Source organism: Solirhodobacter sp., from assembly GCF_964715405.1.
The window spans coordinates 1-17,284 of the sequence record NZ_CBAICG010000062.1; the positions used below are offsets into that span (position 1 = coordinate 1).

Consider the following 17,284-nt stretch of genomic DNA (forward strand, 5'->3'; position numbering starts at 1 on the left):
GCGACATGCGCCGGATCAGGTTCAAAAGTTCCATGTTGATCACTCCATTGTCCCCCGCGGCCAGATGCCTTGGCGGGAGGGTCACATGGGTCAATTCTCAATGGAAATTACGTGCCCAAGTGGGTCACTTCTGGGTGCAAATCAACAGCAAGGTGAACGCGGCCGATTTCTTCTCGAACCATCCCTTCCACATCCGGATCGAGCAGTTCTCGCGCAATGTGATCTTCACCGCGCGGGAGGGCGAACGCCATGACACGAAGTGGTTCTATGAACGGTCGCGGGGGCAGTTCATCAACGCGCGCGCCCGCCTGACAGCCGCCCAACAGAAGAAGTTCGATCTCGAATTCCCGAAATCGCAGCTTTTCAGCAAGACAGACCTCGCCAAGTTCGAGTTTTCGGCGGCGGGCCAACCGCATGTCGTCTCGCGCGGAGCGCAGAAGAACTTCGCCGAATTCGCGAAGGACATCGGCGAAGCTTGGTCCAAGAGCGATGCCAGATATGACGAGCTCTGGTACAGGCGGCTGATCTCGAAGGCGATCATTTTCCGTTGGCTCGAAATCGAAGTTCCGAAGCAGCCATGGTACGAGGGTGGCTACCGCGCCAACATCGTCACCTACGCCATGGCAAAGGTGTTCCACGATGCCAACAGCGAGAAGCAGGTCCTGGACCTGGACGCGATCTGGCGGCGGCAATCTGTTCCTGACGCACTTCAGCGCGCCCTGCTTCTCGCCGCGGCAGAGGCACACGACGTCATAACCCATCCGCCGGCGGGTGTACGCAACATGTCGGAATGGGCGAAGCAGCAGGCATGCTGGAACGGGATGAAGGGCCGGGCGCTGAACTATGACGATGACTTGGAGACCTGCCTGACTTTGGTGGATACGGCACGGACAGCAAGACGCGACGAGAAGGCAAAGAAGACTATGACCGAGGGCATCAATGCCCAGTCGGAAGTCGTGACGCTGGGTGCGGAGTTCTGGAAGGAGGTCCTCACCTGGGGGCGAGAGCGGAAACGCCTTACGCCGAAGGACATGCAGATCCTCGAAATCTGCGCCTCCATGCCGCGCCGGATTCCTTCCGACCTGCAAGCCCGCCACGCCCTCGACACGCTCGGACGCATGCGGGATCAGGGGTTTGGCGAGGCATAGGCTGCGCCCCGCCCCCCTGGCATGGTTCCTCCCCGTCCCCAAACGTATGCGGGGGGGCGCAGCGCGGCATTTCGCTAGCGACTGGCTTCTTCACCGGGGAATCCACCTGGAATCCACCTCGTGGGGATCGGTGAACAAATCAACGTAAAATCAGTGCGTTACGAAATCACGATCTGGCCAGGGTGGATTCCCGGTGGGAATCCAGGGAATCCACCTTCGGGGAAGCCAGGGGACGGGAATCCACCTTGGCCAGAAGCCACCCCAGGAAGCCACTTTGCCGGGAACACGCTGAACCCACCCCTGTTTTCTGATGGACAAAGCTGCGGGCTCAAGGCTGGCACCATTTCGGCTGATATCTGTTGCGCAGGCTGTTCGAACGCTGGCGGCGGGTCTGACGGGGCCGCTGGCGTGTCAGGTCCACGGCTGGTAGCCTTGGCCCATGTCCGAAGACTGGCAACACATCGAGATCAACGATCACGGAACCATCGTCGTCCTGCGTCCGATTTCGGACGAGGGGCGGACATCGTTCGAAGAGAATGTCGGCGAGCCGGAACCGGGCGGGATCTACACCTGCGAGCCGCGCATGGCGCAGGACATCCTGCAGGCGGCCGCCCGCGATCTGCTGTCGTGGCAATGAACAACCGCCGCCCGGTCGGGGCGGCGGCGCGGTTCGGGGATCAGTGAAGGTTCAGGCGACCGGCAGCTTGTAGACCGTCCCCCTGCCCTCGACCTTTTCGGCGGTGATGGGCAGGCCCAGCTTCTTCTTCAGCGCCCCGGAAATGAACCCCCTCGCGGTGTGCGCTTGCCACGAAGTCGCCTCGACCATCTCGGCGATGGTGACGCCCTCGGAACGCTGGAGCATGGCGATGATCTGGGCCTGCTTCGTGCCTGCGCGGATGGTGACAGGTTTCGCGGTGTCGGCGTCGTCGGGGGTCGGTGCCGGCTGCGGCTTCGGTTTCGCCTTCCGCGCGCAGGCAACGGCGATGGCCACAACCGGCTCGATCCCGATGGCCTCGAGCCCGGCCTCGGTGGCGATCAGCGTGGTGCCGTGGCCGTCGCCGGTCTCGCGCCAGAGCGGCTCGCCGCGGCGCTGGTTGGCCTCGACCTCCTCGAGCCAGCCGCGGGCGAGCATCTTGCCGACGACCATCTTGGCGGCGGCGCCAGCCAACCCATCGGGCAGCGGCAGCGCGAGGCTGCCGGGGCGCTGGGCCGCGCGGGAGAGGATCAGCGACTGGGTTGCACTCACGGCGGTCATGCGCGGTCCTCCGCGATGACGTCGGGCTGCATGTCCGCGGGGGTGGGCTCGGTGTGGGTGGCCCTGTAGCCGCCCGTCACGAAGAGGTAGTTGTCGTTGTGATCGGTGTCGGCGAGGAAGGTTTCCGCCGCGCGCAGGGCGGCCTCTTCGGAGGCAGCCTCGACCACCACGCGGTGGGTCAGGGTCTCGATCAGCATCACGGTGAACTTGGGCATCAGGGGCTCCGGTTCGCGGGGCCGCGGCGTGCGGCGCCTTCTACGGAGACGAGCCCCGCCATCGGGCGGGGCCGGACTGGCGCGGGACTCCGCGTCAGGCGGCGTGTTCGCCTTCCTTGAAGGCGCTGTCGGTGATCTGGCGCAGCAGGCCCGCGTAGTGGTTCAGCATGCCGACATGCCCCCAATGGATCTCGTCCGGGTGGGTCTCGAAATGGTCGTCGCTGAGGGCCTTCAGCCGCTCCAGCATTCCGTCGATCTCGGCCTTGGCGGCGATGAAGGCGTCGAGGGCCTGGTCGTTGGGTTGCACGGCGCGGCGGCTGGTCATGGCGGGGTCCCTTGGGTGAGTTGCATCGTTTCCGTGCGACCAGCGTCGCTCTGTGGCGGACCACAATCAACTGAAACCCATGCAATATCATCGCTTTGATCGGAACGGGTGGCGCCATGAAGGGCATGAGCGAGCGGGAGTATGCGGCCCGTTCCGGGCTCTCCCGCGGCGGGGTGCAGAAGGCGCGCAAGAACCAGCGCCTGGTCGTTCACGACGACGGATCGATCAACGCAGCCGCCTCGGATGCGCGGCGGGCAGAGACGACCGACCCTGACCAACAGCGCCGAAGCTTGGGCGGCGACGGCATGGCGAGCGGCCCCGGCGAGACCTCGTCCTACCTGAAGGCCCGGACGGCGCTGGCGGTCTACCAGGCGCAAGAGCGCCAGCTGTCGATCCAGAAGAAGAAGGGTGCGCTGGTGGATCGCGCGCGGGCCGAGGCGTTGGTGTTTCGCCTCGCGCGGCAAGAGCGGGATGTCTGGGTGACCTGGCCCGGACGGGTGGCGGCCCTGATGGCCGCGCAGATCGTGGCGGAGGTCGAACGGCAATCCGGGGCATCGGTGATGATCGAGACCGCGATCCTGCAGAGGGTGCTGGAAGCCCATGTCCGCGAACAGATCGACGCCCTCGCCGACCTCCGGGTCTCTGTCGGGTATGATGAGGATCAGACAGCCGATCTCGACCTCGGCTTGGACGGCGCCGATGACATTCTCCGGGTCTGGCGGCGCGGGATGCGCCCCGATCTGAACCTGACGGTGTTCGAATGGGCCGACCAGCACCGCTGGCTGTCGTCACGCGCCTCGGCCGAACAGAGGCAGTATCGCACCGCGCGGCTCTGTCAGACGAAGCAGGCTGACTGTTCCTGCGCCGTCCGGACCGCCGGAACTCCGGCAAAACTCGCTGAATCGCAAGATTGTCCCCCTGCAATTCGACACGGTGAAGGCCGGAATTCACCTTTCCCGGACAGACGGGTCAAATCCAACAATGCTTCGCGCGAGGTCGCAAACCGATCAGACGCAGGCCCGGCCCTGATGAGACCCTCGGCCCATCGGGCCACTCGGCCCCCCCAGGGAGGATGCAATGCCCCTAGACATGGCGCGGTTCGCCGCCGGGCTGCGGCCCGAGGACGTTCCCAAGGATGTGCTGCGCATCCTGCGTCGCAGTTTCGTCGACACCATGGGCGTCGCGGCGATCGGGTCCACCACCGATCTTTCGCAAATCGCGCGAAAGGGTGCACTTGCGCTTTTTGGCACGGGAACGGCCGGATCCGCGCGCATGCTGATGGACGGGCGCCGCGTGTCGCCTGCCGGGGCGGCAATGGCGGGGGCCTTCACCATTGATGCCGTCGATGCCCACGACACGAACAGCCATACCAAGGGCCATGCGGGCTCGGCGATCTTCCCGGCGCTGCTCGCGGTCGCCGAGGCCAGACCGGGCCTCACCGGGGCCGAATTCGCGGCCCACCTCGCCACCGCCTATGAGGTCAGCTACCGCGCGGGTCTGGTCCAGCACGCAACCTGCGCCGATTATCACACCTCGGGCGCCTGGACGGCGGTGGGCGTCGCTGCCGCTGTCGCGCGCATGCTGGACTGCGACGCCGAACACATCCGCCATGCGGCGGGCATTGGCGAATACCACGGGCCGCGCAGCCAGATGATGCGCTGCATCGACCATCCCACGATGGTACGTGACGGCGTCGGCTGGGGCGCGCCCTCGGGCGTCGTCGCCGCATTCCTTGCCGAAGCAGGCTTCACCGGCGCCCCCGCGCTTACCTGCGAAGGCGAGGACGCCGCCCCCTTTTGGGCCGACCTCGGCACAGCGTGGCGCACGGTCGAGCAAACCGATTACAAACCCTATCCCTGCTGTCGCTGGGCCCATCCCGCGATTGACGCTGTCGCCGACCTCATGGCCCGCCACGGCCTGACCCACCGGGAAATCGCCGAGGTGCGCATCCGCACCTTCCACAATGCGACACGCCTTGCAGGCTACGAACCCAAAACTCTCGATGAATTCTCGTACGCCATCGCGTTCCCGGTCGCGGCCATGATTGTCCGGGGGCACCTTGGCGTCACGGAACTGGCCCCGGAAGCCTTGCAAGACCCGGATATCCTCCGCATCAGTCGCGCGACCACGCTGATCGATGATGACGAGATGACGCGCATCAGCGTGGGCAAGCGTTGGGCGCAGGTCACGCTGGTCGCCAACGACGGCCGCATCTTCGCCGACGCCGCCCGGAGCCCACGCGGCGGGACTGATGCGCCGATGTCGGATGCCGAAATCCTGCAGAAATTCCATGCGTTCGCCGACCCGGTCATCGGCATGGCCCGTGCGGCGCGCCTCGCCGAGCTTTCGGCAAACTTCGACAGCCTTGACAGCGTCGGCTTTGCCACCTTGCTTGACCTATGTCTCGCGCCGCCCTCAGAGCCGCGCTGAACACGTTGGGGCCGGGTTTGTGACCCCTGAAGCATGGCGCGGCGCGGGCGCGGAGCGTCCAACGCCTCATCTGAACGTCTTCCCAGACGCCCCGGGCCTCGTCAAACGGTCAGATAGCCGCCGTCAACGAAGATCGTCGTGCCGGTGATATAGGCCGACGCCTCCGAGGCGAGGAACACCGCCGCCGCGGCGACCTCTTCGGGCCGCCCCATCCGCCCCATCGGGATATGGGCCAGTGACTGGCGGCGGCTGTCCGCGTGACCCGGGTCGCCGCCCCGCGTCATCGGGGTGTCGGTGAACCCCGGCGCCAGCGCATTGACCCGCACGCCGAAGGGCGCAAGGTCCAGCGCCATCGCCTTCACCAGCATCTTCGCCCCGCCCTTGGAGGCGACATAGGCCGCGCAGTTCCGCTGTGCGACCTCGCTGACCTGCGAAGTGACCAGCGTGATCGACCCGGCCCGCCGCACCACCATCCGCCGCGCCGCCGTCGCCGCGAACAGGAAGGCGCCGGTCAGGTTGGTCCCGATCACCGCCTCCCAATCCGCCAGCGTGATCTCATGCGCCAACGCCGCCGGGCCGCCGATCCCGGCCGAGGAGATCGCGATATCCACCCGACCGAACCGCGCCTCGGCCCGCGCGAACAGCGCCTCGTTCGCCGCGGCATCCCGCACGTCGCACGCCATCGCCTCGATCCCCGGCCCGAGGCCCCGCGCGGTTTCGGCCGCGCCGTCCTCGCTCAGGTCCGCCAGCACCAGATCGGCCCCGACGGCGGCCAACGCCCGCGCGATGGCCTGCCCGATTCCGCTGCCGGCGCCGGCCACCACCGCCACCCGCCCCGCCAGCGCATCGCTTGCCCAGGGTCCGGTCACAGCATCCCCTCCCGCTTCAGCATGTCCAGGCTTTCGTCGAAGGCCGCAACCGTCCCGGCGATGTCGTCCGGCGCATGGGCGGCCGACAACAGCCCGCCCGGCCAGCCGCTCAGGTCCACCCCGTTCACCAGCATCGCCAGCCGCAACAGTCGCGCCAGCCCGGGCGGCTGCGCCTGCAACCCGGCCCGGCCCAGTCGCCGCGCGTCGAACGGCGCATCGGCGAGGTCTTGCGCCAGGCAGAGGTGAAAGGCCGAGGACTCGCCATAGACCTGCCACGGCACCCGGCGCGCCGCCAGCACCCCGGCCAGCCCTTGCCGCAGGTCGGCCGCCAACGTATCCGCCACCCGGTTCGGCGCCCCGTCGCGGATCGCCGCCAGCGTTGCCACTCCTGCCGCCGCCGAGGCTGGCGCCGCGTTGAACGTGCCCGGATGGTAGATCTTCTGCCGCCCGGCCTTCTCCGCCGCCTCGAAATCCAGCCCGTCGAGAATCTCCGCCCGGCCCGCCACCGCACCCCCGGGTTGCCCCCCCGCGACGATCTTCGCCAGCGTCGTCAGGTCCGGCAGGATGCCCGTCTTCTCCTGCACCCCGCCCGGCGCCACGCGAAATCCGGTGATGACCTCGTCAAAGATCAGCACTGTCCCGCTCTGCCGCGTCCAGTCCCTCAACCGCGCCAGAAACCCGGTGGCAAGCGGCACCTTCCCCGTGCTGGCGCCCAGCGGCTCAAGGATCACCGCCGCGAAATCCCTCGTGCGCAGCGCCGCCTCCACCCCCGCTTCGTCATAGGGGTCAATCGCCAGGCTCTGCGCCGCCACTGCCGCGGGCACACCGATCACCGTGCCGCCGTTGAAATGCGAGGCATAGCCCACGGTCATGTCGTCCTGCCAGCCGTGGTAATGCGCGTGGAACCGCAAGAGCCGGTCGCGCCCGGTAAAGGCCCGCGCCAACCGCACCGCCATCTGCGTCGCCTCCGACCCGGAGGAATGAAAGCGCACCTTCTCGGCCGAGGGCACCATCGCCGTGATCGCCTCGGCCCAGGCAATCTCGGCCTCGTGGCAGGCCGCGAAATGGGTGCCACGCGCCATCTGGTCCGCCACCGCCTGCATGACGGCGGACGGGTTGTGGCCCAGAAGCAGCGCGCCGTGGCCGCCGAAATAGTCGATGTAGCGGTTCCCGTCCGCGTCCCACTTGTGGGCGCCCTCGGCCCGCGTGACGTAAAGCGGATGCGGCGTCAGGTGGCGCGAGTCATGCACGATCCCGCTGGGCAGCACGGCGCGCGCCCGCGCCGCAAGCGCCGCCGACCGGGCGGTTCGCGTGGCATAAAGGGTCTCGATCGTGCTGAAGGACATCCCGCCGCCCTCGTTGGGAACCAAGGCGAGCAGAAGACGCGCCCCGCCCGGAAGTCACGCGATTTTTCCGGGGTCTGAGGCTTGGAAACCCGTGGCGTATCGAACGTCTGTCCCGCGACATGCGCTCCTGCCCCAGAGTTTGCGGCACGATGACCCCGAAAAATTTGCCCTGATTCAACCGCTGCGCCCCGGCCACCCCCGTTGCGATGCGGCCGCAATCGCGTAGCGTCGGCACGTCTGGCCCCGCTCCGAGAGGTTCCCGTGTCCCGCACCTTCGTCGCCGCCGCTGCCCAGCTTGGCCCAATCGGCCGGCACGAGGGCCGCGCCCCGGTCGTGGCCCGCATGATCGCGCTCCTGCACGAGGCGAAGGCGCGCGGCGTGACCTTCGTCACCTTCCCCGAAATGGCGCTGACCACCTTCTTTCCGCGCTGGCACATCGAAGACGCCGCCGAGGTGTTTGCCTATTTCGAGGCCGAAATGCCCGGCCCCGAAACGCGGCCGCTATTCGACACCGCCCGCGATCTGGGCATCGGCTTCTATCTCGGCTACTGTGAACTGATCCCCGGCCGCACCGGCGCCGCGCACCTCGGTTACAACACGGCGATCTTTGTGGACCCGTCCGGCAGGATCGTCGGCAAATACCGCAAGGTCCACGTTCCCGGCAACGCGACCCCCGATCCGACGCTGAAACTCCAGCACCTGGAGCCGTGGTATTTCGACGATGGCGACCTCGGCTTTCCCACCTTCGACGCGATGGGCGGCAAGGTCGGCATGCTGATCTGCAACGACCGCCGCTGGCCCGAAAGCTGGCGGATGATGGGGCTGGGCGGCGCCGAGTTCGTGTGTCTGGGCTACAACTCGCCCTCGCAACTGCCCGACAACCCCAAGCAGAACGCGCTGCGCAAGATGCACCACCTGCTGCCGATGCAGTCCGCCGCCTATCAGAACGGTCTCTGGATCGTCGCCACCGCCAAGGCGGGCACCGAAGAGGGCTGCCACATGATGGGCCATTCCTGCGTCATCGCCCCCTCGGGCGAGGTCGTCGCGCTGTCGTCAACGGACGAGGACGAGCTTCTGACCTACCGCATCGACCTTGATGCCACCGCCGAATACAAACGCTTCTTCGATTTCAAGACCTACCGCCGCCCCGCAGCCTACGGCCTCATCACCGAACCCCACACCTGAGGATCGCCCATGACCGCCCCCACCCGCGATTTCCTCGGCTACGCAGGAACCCTGCCCGCCGCGAACTGGCCGGGCGGCGCCCGGATCGCCGTGAACTTCTGCCTGAACTACGAAGAGGGCGGCGAGCTTTGCATCCTGAACGGCGATGACCGGTCCGAGGTGCGCATCTCCGACGTCGCCGTGGAAACCCGGATCGGTGCGCGCGACCTGAACATCGAATCGAGCTACGAATACGGGTCGCGCGTGGGCTATTGGCGGCTGATGCGCGCCTTTACCGATCGGGGCCTGCCCTGCACCGTCAACCTTGTCGGCCGCGCCGCCGAGGCGAACCCCGTCGCCATCGCCGAGATGGTCAAGGCGGGGTTCGACCTGCAACTGCACGGCTGGCGCTGGATCGACCACGAGACGCTGACCGAGGCCGAGGAACGCGACCACATCCGCCGCCAGATCGCGCTGGCCACCCGTCTCTCGGGCACCGCGCCCCTCGGCTATTACGCGGGCATGCCGTCGATGAACACGCGCCGCCTGCTGATCGAGGAAGGCGGCTTCCTTTATGATTCCGACGTCTACAACGACGATCTGCCCTACTGGTCGCCCGACCATCCGGGCCACCTGCTCATGCCCTATTCGCTAGATACCAACGACAGCCGCTTCGGCCGGGCCGACCGCTGCTATCAGGTCGGCGGCGAGTTCGTGGACTACATCACCGACAGTTTCGACCTGCTTTATGCCGAGGGCGCGGCCCGGCCGCAGATGATGACGGTGGGCCTGCATGCCCGCCTGCTCGGCCGCCCCGGCCGGATCGGCGCGCTGCACCGCATCCTCGATCACATGCTGGCCCACGAAGGGGTCTGGATCTGCCGCCGTGGCGACCTCGCCCGCCACTGGGCAACCGGGCATCCCGACCCGCGCGTGAGGGGCTGAGCGACGGCGGCGCCTTACGCCCCGAACCCCAGAACGAACGCCACCAGCAGCGCGGCCCCCAGCCCAAGGTCGCCCATGTCCAGCGCCTCGTCGGGGTTGTGGCTGCCGTTCGCGTTCCGCACGAAGACCATCGCCGACGGCAGACCCGCCGCCGCGAACACCGCCGTATCATGCCCCGCCCCGCTGGAAATCGGCCCCGCCGGAACCCCCAACCTATCCGCCGCCGCCTGAAGCTGCGCCTGTAACCCCGCGTCCATCCGCGCCGGGGCCCAGTCGAACCCCGCACCCAGATCGAACCGCACCCGCCGCCGCGCCGCGATCCCGTCCACCGCCGCCCGCACCTCGCGCTCCAGCCGCGCCAGCACGTCAGGATGTTCGCAGCGCACGTCGAGCGAGAACCCCACCTCGCCCAGCACCCGGCTGCCGCCGTGCTGCGTCGGATCGGACTCGATCCGCCCGAAGGTGATCGTCAGCTCCTGCCCCTCGGCCTCCAGCCGGTTCCAGATCGCCTCGGTCGCCTGCACCAGATCGGCAAACCCCAGCACCGCATCCGCGCGCGAAAACCGCGGCTCTGCCCCGGAATGGGCATAGGCCCCGAACACCTTCGCCTTGGGATACCGCCATCCGCCGTTCATCGCGGTAACAATGCCCACCGGCTGCCCCCGCGCGATCAGCCGTGGCCCCTGCTCGATGTGCAGTTCCACAAAGGCGGCGATCCGCTCCGGCGCGATCTGCGCCTCACCCCGGCCCACGGCATCCGGGTCGAAGCCCAGATCGCGCATATGCTCGGCCAGCGTCCGCCCGGTGTCGGCCCGCCGCACCTCCAGCGCCGCCGCAGGCAGCCGCCCCAGCGCCGCCTCGGCCCCCGGATAGGACAGCGGAAACCACACCGCCTCTTCTGCCCGCGTCGCCATCACCACCAGATCGCGTGCCGTCCCCACGCCGCGCCGCGCCAGTTCCGCCATCACCGCGTCGCCCGCCACGACCCCGGCCGCACCGTCGAAATTGCCCCCATGCGGCACGCTGTCAAGATGCGAGCCGATCACCAGAGCGGGCAGCGCCCGGTCGCGCCCCGGCCGGGTCAGGTAGAGGTTGCCCGCCGCGTCGATCCGCTCCTCAGCCCCAAGCGCGCGCCCGACATCGCGCAGGATGTCGTGCGCCCGCTGCTCGCCCGGACCATAGGACTTGCGCGTGACGCCCGGCGGATCAAGACTCGCCGCCCGGATCTCGTCCAGCAGCGCGCTGGCGAAGGCGGTCATTTCGGCCAGCCCCTCCACCCCTCAACCCAGCCCCAGACGGGTGCGCAACTCCCGCGCCGACAGCGGCGTGGCACCCTGCGCGGCCATCACGCGCGCCGCCTCCTCTACCAGCCGGGCGTTGGGCACCGGCACCCCGTCCAGCGTCGGGTGATCCTCGATCCCGGTGCGCAAGCCGCCGCCCCGCTCCACGATCAGCGGCGCAATGGCCCGGTGCGCCGCCTCGCCTTTGGAGCTTGCGCCCCAATCGACGCCCTCGGGCAACAGGTCCAGCATCGCCGCCAACGCCGCAGGCCGGGCGGGCGCGCCCCAGATCACGCCAAAGCCGATGCAGAAGGGCGTATGCCCCGGCACCGCCCCCCGCGCCCGCATCTGGGCCGCCAACGCCATCTGGCCAAGGTCGAAGACGGTCAGTTCCGGCAGCACCCGCGTCGGGCGCAGAAGCTCCGCAATGCGATAGAGCATGTCGGTCGGCGACAGGTAGACATCGCCGCCGTGACCATAGGAAAAGCTGCCGCAGTCGAGCCCGGTCAGGTCAGCGCCCGCAGGCACCAGATGCGCGATCCGGGCCTCGGGTGGCAGGATCGCCGCCGCATCCGCCGGGGCAATGGCGGGCGCGGTCAGCGCCACCGGCAACGTGCCCCCGCCCCCGCTCGACAGATGCACCAGCACATCGGCGTCCTGTTCGCGGATGCGCGCGACCACCTCGGCATACAGCGCCGGATCGTTCGACGATCGCCCCGTGCCCGGATCGCGCACATGGCAATGCACCACCGCCGCCCCTGCCCGCGCCGCCGCACAGGCATCCGCCGCGATCTCGGCGGGCGTGATCGCCACATAAGGCGTGGCATCGCGCCCGATGACGCTGCCGTTCACCGCGCAGGTGATCCAGCGCGCCATCACGCCCCCCGTCCGCGGCGCAGCAGCGCGCCGTGGCCCACGGCGCCCGCCTCGATGTGGCCGTCGCGCGCAACGATGCGCCCGCGGCTGACCGTCAGAACCGGCGCCCCACGCATCGCCATCCCCTCCCAGGGTGTGAAATCCACCTTGCTCAACATATCCTCCTGCCGCACGGTCCAGCGCGCCTCGGGATTCCACAGCACCAGATCCGCGTCCGCCCCCACCCGCAGCGCCCCCTTGCGCGGCGCAAGGCCGAACAGCGCCGCCGGGGCTTCCGCCGTCAGTTCCACGAACCGGCGCAGCGTGATCCGCCCCGCCATCACGCCTTCCGAAAACAGGATCGGCAGCAGCGTCTGCAACCCCGGCATCCCCCCCGAAAATGCGGTGTAGGGCCCCACCCCCGTCGCCCGCGCCCGCGCAATCTGCGCCAGCCGGTTCTGCGGCGAGTGGTCCGAAGACCAGACCGCCAGCCGCCCGTCGGCCAGCGCCTGCCACAGCGCCACCTGATCCGCCGCCGTCCGCAGCGCGGGCGAGACGATGAACTTCGCCCCCTCGAACCCCGGCCGCTCCAGATCGGCGGCGGTGAAGGTCAGGTAATGCGGGCAGGTCTCGCCCGAGATTGCCGCGCCCCGCGCCGCCGCCTCGGCCAGCGCCGCGACCGCCAGCGCGCCCGAGACATGGAACACATGCACCCGCGCCCCGGTCGCCTTCGCATAGGTGCCGATGCGGTGGATCATCTCGGCCTCCACCTCGATCGGCCGGATCGCGGCCTGCGCGGCAAGCCCGTTCCGCCCCGCCGCCGCCTCGCGCGCCGCGAAGAACCGGATCAGCGCGTCATCCTCGGCGTGGACAAGGCACAAAAGCCCCAGCCGCGCCGCCGCCGCCATGATCGCCAGCACCTCGCCATCGCCCAGCGCATAGCACGCGTAGGTCGTGAATAGCTTCAACGAGGTGAAACCCTGCTCCGCCAGCCGTGGCAAGACCTCCGCCAGAAACGCCGGATCGGCCTTGCCCAGTTGCAGGTGCACGCCGTAATCGACCACCGCCCGCCCCTCGGCCTGCGCCAGATAGTCCGCCAGCACCGCGTCCGGCGCCTCGTCCACCCCGCACATCGAATGCGCGATCACCGTGGTCGTGCCGCCCGCCGCCGCCGCGCTGGTGGCCGAGGTGAAGTCGTCCGGGCAGGGCGTTTCGCCCGCAATCGCCCGCTGCGCGATGTGGCAGTGGCTGTCGATCCCGCCCGGCAGCAGGATCAGGCCGCGCCCGTCTACCTCTTCCCGCCCCGCAGGCAGGCCCTCGCCGATGGCCGCAATCCGGCCGCCGGTGACCGAAAGATCGCCCGTCACCTCGCCCCCCGGCGTCACCATTCGCGCAGCCCGGATCACCAGATCGGACACCGTCATCACCTCCCCCACCTGCCGTCCCCGGCACTCTAGCCCCCACCTCCGCCCGCACCGCACAATTTTTTCCGGCCCATCGGTCCGGGAAATTTGTGACTGCCCCGCGGCCGCATTGGATAGATTTGGCCCATCCATATTGCCCGGAGGCCCCGATGACCGCTTCGCCCCATTCCGCCCCGCCGCAGACCCTGCGCGATTTCGTGGGCTACGGCCGCCACGCCCCGCGCATCACCTGGCCGGGCGGGGCCAAGCTCGTCCTGAACCCCGTCATCGTTTACGAGGAAGGGTCGGAATACTCGCTTCCCGAAGGCCACGGCCGCAACGAGGGCTGGGGCGAATACAACACCTCCGTCGGCCCCGAGCTTCGCGATCTGGGCACCGAGACGCACTTCGAATACGGCGCCCGCGTCGGCATCTGGCGCCTCGCCCGGATGCTGGAGGATCTGGGCATCCGCGCCACCGTCTCGGCCACCGCCGTTGCCCTTGACCGCAACCGCGAGGTTGCCGCCTGGATGAACGAGGCGGCGCACGACCTGCTGGGCCACGGCTGGCGCTGGTTCGAGGCTTTCGCCCAGACCCGCGAGGAGGAACGCGACCACCTGCACCGCGCCGTCGGCCTTTACACCGACGTACTCGGCTACCGCCCCATCGGCTGGAACCAGCGCTCGTTCCCCTCGGTCAACACCTTCGACCTGCTGGTGGAAGAGGGCGGATTTCTCTACACCTCCGACCCCTGCAACGACGAAATCCCCTACTTCACCCACACCGCAACGGGCCGGATGCTGGTCGTGCCCTATTCCAAGACCTTCAACGACTCCCGCTTCCTGATGGCCCCCGGCTACTCCAACCCCGGCGATTTCGCCGCCGACGCCATCGCGGGCATCGACTATCTGGTGGCCGAGGCCGACCGCACCGGCGCCCGGATGATGACCGTCGCCGTCCACGCCCGCTGGACCGGCCAGCCCAACCGCGCCTCCGGCTTCCGCCGCATCCTCGAACACGCGCTGGCCACCCCCGGCGTCGCCGTGATGCGGCGCGACGACATCGCCCGGCATTTCCTCGCGCACTACGGCGACCTGCCGACGCTGCCGTTGCAGGAGGCGTGAGGGCACGCGCCCCCTTGCCCGGAAACGGTGGTGGTGGCGCCCGCGCAGCGGGCACGCGCAAATTGATTGTCGCAGGGCCGGGCGGAGGGTAGGCTGACCCTGAACACGCCCGGCGCACCCTGTCCCGGTCAGGTCACCCGGCCTCCGAAGAGCCGGAGACGGGCCGCCGAGGTCGGTTTCTGGCCTGACGACTGTCCAACAGGGAGATCGCTACAGTGACCGACACGATGGAACGCACGGCCCCGCCCTCCGGCCCGCCGTGGATTCAGCCCCAGATACAGCAATCCATCCGGTGGCGAGACGGAGACGTCGTCATCTCGGTGCCCGCCAAGAGCGGCACGACCTGGACGATGAACATCGTGCATCAGTTGATCACGGGGGGCACCGCGGATTTCCCGGATATCTACAGTGAAGTGCCCTGGATCGAGTTCGTGGGCTATCCCGGGCAGCCCCATCAGGACGTTCTTGACCGGGTCGAAGCGATGCCAACCACCCGGCGCCGGGCCTTCAAGACGCATTCCGCCCCGCCACAGGTGCCCTTTCTGAAAGCCGGGGCGGCGGGCGACGTGAAATACGTCGTGATCTTCCGCAACCCCGAAGAGGCGCTCGTTTCCTTCTGGCCGTTCCTCGAACAGCATTCGGACGAATGGTACGACCTGTGGCAGATGCCGCGCGTGGCGCTGTGCAGGCCGGATTTCCCGTCGTTCTACACCGAGGTGATCGACAGCCATGGCATGCAGGGGATGTTCTTCGGGTTCCTTGCGGCATGGTGGCCCTTGCGCAACGCGCCCAACGTCCTGTTCCTGCACTACTCCGACATGAAGCGCGACCACGAAGGGTCGATCCGGAAGATCGCGAAATTCCTCGGCATCGAACCAACGGCCGCACAGTGGCCGACGATCCTCGAATACACCTCGTTCCCATGGATGAAACGGCACGAGGAAAAATTCGAGGCGAGCAGCGCAGGCAAGGTTCCCATTCTCAAGCCCGGGGCCATGATCCGCAAGGGCGAGGCGGGCAAGGCGGGGGCCGATGGCATGACCCCGGACATTTCCCGCCACCTGCGTGAGCTGGGCAGCCGGATTTGCCCGGACGATGCGGCCGTCAGGTGGTTCTACGAAGGCGGAGAGCTGCACTGATCGGACGATCCGGGCTGGTCAGTCCGGGCGACCGACCGACGAAGAAAGGGGGCCGCAACCGCAGCCCCCCTGTCGTCCCCAAACGACAAACTCAGGCGGAAATCCACCACTTGTAGGGATGGAACTCGAACATCGGGTGCATCTCGACGTTCATCACGTTTGTCTTGTGGTGCAGATACAGCGTGCGCCAGTAGGGGATGATCGTCACGCCCTGCTCCTGCATGATCTCTTCCAGCCGCTGGATCACCGGCCGCCGCTTGTCGGCGTCGGCGATCGTCGTGGCCTCGGCCAGCTTGTCGTCGAACTCCTTGTTGGAAAAGGCACTCTCGTTCCACGGCACGCCGGTCTTGTAGGCCAGCGACAGCACTTGCACGTCCAACGGACGCATCCCCCATTCGGTGGCCGAGAACGGATACTTCGTCCAGTCGTTCCAGAAGGTCGAACCGGGCAGGATGGTGCGCTTGATCTTGATACCCGCATCGCGAATCTGGCCCGCGACCGCGTCGCAGGTGGCCGCCTGCCAACTGTCGTCGATCGATATCAGCTCGAACTCGTGATCCGCCATCCCCGCCTTCGCGATGGCCGCCTTCGCCGCGGCCGGGTCCACCTTGCGTGGCGGCAGCTTGGCATAGGCCGGGTGGATCGGCGAGACATGGAAGTTTTCCGCCGCCTCGCCGTGGTTCGAAAAGCCGAGTTTCAGCACAACCGAATTGTCCACCGCCATCTGCAGCGCGGTGCGCACCTCCGCACTCTTGTAGTCCGGCGCCAGTTGGTTGAACCGCACGCAGATGGTCGATGCCGTGACGACGCCCGACTTGGCCCAGCCGTCCAGCTTGTCGAACACGTCGACGAACTCGCCGACCGTCTCGTATGTCATGTCGATGTCGCCCGACTGCGCCGCGGCGGCATAGGCGGCCGTATCGGTGCCGAGGTCGATGAACTCGATCCGGTCAAGGTAGGGCCCACCCCAGCCCTCGGCGGTGGAACCCCACCACGTAAGGTCGGTGTTCTTCACCAGCACCTGCTTCACGCCAACCTGGTTTTCCGCAGGCTTGAACGGCCCGGTGCCGACGAAGTTCACCGAGGGGTCGCCACCCGTATAGCTCGGGTGCACCACCGCCGCCGGATAGTCGGAGACGCCCGGGATGATGGTGATGTCCGGTACCAGCAAGTGCAGGATGACCGTGTGGTCGTCTTTGATTTCCACCGCGCCAGCCTTCAGCTTCTTCGTCGCCGGGTCGATCAGGCTCGACATCCGGCTGGACATCGAGTTGCCGTTCACCGTGCTGTCGCTCCAGCGCTCAATATTGAAGGCCACGTCCTTGGCGGAGAAGTCGTCGCCGTTCGACCATTTCACCCCCTTGCGGACGTGCAGGGTAAAGACGGTCGCGTCGTTGTTCGCCTCCCAGCTTTCCAGCAGCATGCCGCGGAACGTCCCGTCGCGGTTGTATTCCACCAGGTATTCCAGCCAGCCGCGCGCGAAATCCGCCATCTGCGACCAGTCGAACAGACGCGGGTCTTTCAGCGCCTTGGTCTGCATCTGCACCCTGAGCGTTCCGCCCATCTTCGGCGTGGCGTCGGCCGCCTTCGCCGCCGGTGCCTCCAGCCCGATCAGCCCGTAGGCCGCCACCGCCGAGACCCCCAGCGCCGAGGCGCGCGTCAGGAACTCGCGTCGGCTCATCCCGCCGCTTCGATATTCCTCGGCGTACATGCGTGCCGCGGGATGAAGCCGGGTCTTCTGTCTGTCCTTCTGGTCCATGTAATGCAGTCTCCCTGTCGGTTTTCT

General features: G+C 67.9%; 16 protein-coding genes and 2 pseudogenes. 9 read left to right on the top strand and 9 right to left on the bottom strand.

Annotated features, from left to right (window positions below; genetic code table 11):
* A partial coding sequence (locus AC11WY_RS17965) for an AIPR family protein (RefSeq protein ID WP_482928035.1) occupies positions 1-1,148 on the top strand: 1,148 nt, incomplete at its 5' end.
* Between the two features lie 439 nt (positions 1,149-1,587).
* Positions 1,588-1,785, top strand: a complete 198-nt coding sequence (locus AC11WY_RS17970) for a hypothetical protein (protein ID WP_482928036.1) — start codon at positions 1,588-1,590, stop codon at positions 1,783-1,785.
* A gap of 51 nt (positions 1,786-1,836) precedes the next feature.
* On the opposite strand, the gene AC11WY_RS17975 is transcribed toward AC11WY_RS17970, so the two are convergent.
* From AC11WY_RS17975 to AC11WY_RS17985, 3 genes are all read right to left on the bottom strand, one after another.
* Positions 1,837-2,403 carry a DUF3489 domain-containing protein gene (locus AC11WY_RS17975; protein ID WP_482928038.1) on the bottom strand — a complete coding sequence of 189 codons (567 nt, stop codon included), beginning with the start codon at positions 2,401-2,403 and terminating at the stop codon, positions 1,837-1,839.
* The gene (locus AC11WY_RS17980) at positions 2,400-2,618 is read right to left on the bottom strand and encodes a hypothetical protein (RefSeq protein WP_482928040.1); all 219 of its coding nucleotides are present in this window, start codon (positions 2,616-2,618) and stop codon (positions 2,400-2,402) included. The genes AC11WY_RS17975 and AC11WY_RS17980 overlap by 4 nt, the downstream gene beginning before the upstream one ends.
* Before the next feature lie 94 nt (positions 2,619-2,712).
* Positions 2,713-2,943, bottom strand: coding sequence for a hypothetical protein (locus AC11WY_RS17985; protein ID WP_482928042.1), 231 nt, complete (start codon positions 2,941-2,943; stop codon positions 2,713-2,715).
* A gap of 116 nt (positions 2,944-3,059) precedes the next feature.
* Between AC11WY_RS17985 and AC11WY_RS17990 the strand changes: the two are divergent.
* The 3 genes and pseudogenes from AC11WY_RS17990 to AC11WY_RS18000 all read left to right on the top strand — a co-directional run.
* Positions 3,060-3,593 (top strand): annotated as a pseudogene (locus tag AC11WY_RS17990) (hypothetical protein); the annotation flags it as partial.
* Positions 3,544-3,773, top strand: a pseudogene (locus AC11WY_RS17995) (phage terminase large subunit family protein); the annotation flags it as partial. The pseudogenes AC11WY_RS17990 and AC11WY_RS17995, both read left to right, overlap by 50 nt.
* Positions 3,774-4,032: 259 nt before the next feature.
* Complete coding sequence (locus AC11WY_RS18000; protein WP_482928044.1) at positions 4,033-5,373, top strand: MmgE/PrpD family protein; 1,341 nt, start codon at positions 4,033-4,035, stop codon at positions 5,371-5,373.
* 101 nt (positions 5,374-5,474) lie between these two features.
* Here the strand turns inward: AC11WY_RS18000 and AC11WY_RS18005 are convergent, their stop codons facing one another.
* Together AC11WY_RS18005 and AC11WY_RS18010 are read right to left on the bottom strand one after the other, a co-directional pair.
* Positions 5,475-6,242 carry an SDR family NAD(P)-dependent oxidoreductase gene (locus AC11WY_RS18005; protein ID WP_482928046.1) on the bottom strand — a complete coding sequence of 256 codons (768 nt, stop codon included), beginning with the start codon at positions 6,240-6,242 and terminating at the stop codon, positions 5,475-5,477.
* Positions 6,239-7,588 (bottom strand): aspartate aminotransferase family protein, encoded by a 1,350-nt coding sequence (locus AC11WY_RS18010; protein WP_482928048.1) that lies wholly within the window; start codon positions 7,586-7,588, stop codon positions 6,239-6,241. Before AC11WY_RS18010 ends, AC11WY_RS18005 begins: the two co-directional genes overlap by 4 nt.
* A gap of 261 nt (positions 7,589-7,849) precedes the next feature.
* Here AC11WY_RS18010 and AC11WY_RS18015 point away from each other — a divergent pair, with 261 nt between their 5' ends.
* Positions 7,850-8,773 carry an N-carbamoyl-D-amino-acid hydrolase gene (locus AC11WY_RS18015; RefSeq protein ID WP_482928050.1) on the top strand — a complete coding sequence of 308 codons (924 nt, stop codon included), beginning with the start codon at positions 7,850-7,852 and terminating at the stop codon, positions 8,771-8,773.
* A 9-nt stretch (positions 8,774-8,782) separates the two neighbouring features.
* Positions 8,783-9,697, top strand: coding sequence for a polysaccharide deacetylase family protein (locus AC11WY_RS18020; protein ID WP_482928051.1), 915 nt, complete (start codon positions 8,783-8,785; stop codon positions 9,695-9,697).
* A 14-nt stretch (positions 9,698-9,711) separates the two neighbouring features.
* Here the strand turns inward: AC11WY_RS18020 and AC11WY_RS18025 are convergent, their stop codons facing one another.
* From AC11WY_RS18025 to AC11WY_RS18035, 3 genes are read right to left on the bottom strand one after another with little or no spacing between them, the layout of a single operon-like run.
* Positions 9,712-10,956 (bottom strand): hydantoinase/carbamoylase family amidase, encoded by a 1,245-nt coding sequence (locus AC11WY_RS18025; protein WP_482928053.1) that lies wholly within the window; start codon positions 10,954-10,956, stop codon positions 9,712-9,714.
* Positions 10,957-10,977: 21 nt separating this feature from the next.
* Complete coding sequence (locus AC11WY_RS18030) at positions 10,978-11,853, bottom strand: beta-keto acid cleavage family enzyme (protein WP_482928055.1); 876 nt, start codon at positions 11,851-11,853, stop codon at positions 10,978-10,980.
* A complete protein-coding gene (locus AC11WY_RS18035; RefSeq protein ID WP_482928057.1) occupies positions 11,853-13,256 on the bottom strand; it encodes an amidohydrolase family protein in 1,404 nt (467 codons plus the stop codon). The genes AC11WY_RS18030 and AC11WY_RS18035 overlap by 1 nt, the downstream gene beginning before the upstream one ends.
* A 149-nt stretch (positions 13,257-13,405) precedes the next feature.
* Between AC11WY_RS18035 and AC11WY_RS18040 the strand changes: the two genes are divergently transcribed.
* The gene (locus AC11WY_RS18040; RefSeq protein ID WP_482928059.1) at positions 13,406-14,359 is read left to right on the top strand and encodes a polysaccharide deacetylase family protein; all 954 of its coding nucleotides are present in this window, start codon (positions 13,406-13,408) and stop codon (positions 14,357-14,359) included.
* Positions 14,360-14,586: 227 nt separating this feature from the next.
* Positions 14,587-15,498 carry a sulfotransferase domain-containing protein gene (locus AC11WY_RS18045; protein WP_482928061.1) on the top strand — a complete coding sequence of 304 codons (912 nt, stop codon included), beginning with the start codon at positions 14,587-14,589 and terminating at the stop codon, positions 15,496-15,498.
* Positions 15,499-15,589: 91 nt separating this feature from the next.
* Here AC11WY_RS18045 and AC11WY_RS18050 read toward each other — a convergent pair whose 3' ends face one another.
* On the bottom strand, positions 15,590-17,257 hold the full coding sequence (locus AC11WY_RS18050; protein WP_482928063.1) for an ABC transporter substrate-binding protein: 1,668 nt from the start codon (positions 17,255-17,257) through the stop codon (positions 15,590-15,592).
* Positions 17,258-17,284: the final 27 nt, after the last annotated feature.

What these genes read in the sequence shown, in the direction of transcription:
- AC11WY_RS17970 (WP_482928036.1), top strand. Translation starts at nt 1,588, where the DNA reads ATGTCCGAAGACTGGCAACACATCGAGATCAACGATCACGGAACCATC.
- AC11WY_RS17975 (WP_482928038.1), bottom strand. Translation starts at nt 2,403, where the DNA reads ATGACCGCCGTGAGTGCAACCCAGTCGCTGATCCTCTCCCGCGCGGCC.
- AC11WY_RS17980 (WP_482928040.1), bottom strand. Translation starts at nt 2,618, where the DNA reads ATGCCCAAGTTCACCGTGATGCTGATCGAGACCCTGACCCACCGCGTG.
- AC11WY_RS17985 (WP_482928042.1), bottom strand. Translation starts at nt 2,943, where the DNA reads ATGACCAGCCGCCGCGCCGTGCAACCCAACGACCAGGCCCTCGACGCC.
- AC11WY_RS18000 (WP_482928044.1), top strand. Translation starts at nt 4,033, where the DNA reads ATGGCGCGGTTCGCCGCCGGGCTGCGGCCCGAGGACGTTCCCAAGGAT.
- AC11WY_RS18010 (WP_482928048.1), bottom strand. Translation starts at nt 7,588, where the DNA reads ATGTCCTTCAGCACGATCGAGACCCTTTATGCCACGCGAACCGCCCGG.
- AC11WY_RS18020 (WP_482928051.1), top strand. Translation starts at nt 8,783, where the DNA reads ATGACCGCCCCCACCCGCGATTTCCTCGGCTACGCAGGAACCCTGCCC.
- AC11WY_RS18025 (WP_482928053.1), bottom strand. Translation starts at nt 10,956, where the DNA reads ATGACCGCCTTCGCCAGCGCGCTGCTGGACGAGATCCGGGCGGCGAGT.
- AC11WY_RS18030 (WP_482928055.1), bottom strand. Translation starts at nt 11,853, where the DNA reads ATGGCGCGCTGGATCACCTGCGCGGTGAACGGCAGCGTCATCGGGCGC.
- AC11WY_RS18035 (WP_482928057.1), bottom strand. Translation starts at nt 13,256, where the DNA reads ATGACGGTGTCCGATCTGGTGATCCGGGCTGCGCGAATGGTGACGCCG.
- AC11WY_RS18040 (WP_482928059.1), top strand. Translation starts at nt 13,406, where the DNA reads ATGACCGCTTCGCCCCATTCCGCCCCGCCGCAGACCCTGCGCGATTTC.
- AC11WY_RS18045 (WP_482928061.1), top strand. Translation starts at nt 14,587, where the DNA reads ATGGAACGCACGGCCCCGCCCTCCGGCCCGCCGTGGATTCAGCCCCAG.
- AC11WY_RS18050 (WP_482928063.1), bottom strand. Translation starts at nt 17,257, where the DNA reads ATGGACCAGAAGGACAGACAGAAGACCCGGCTTCATCCCGCGGCACGC.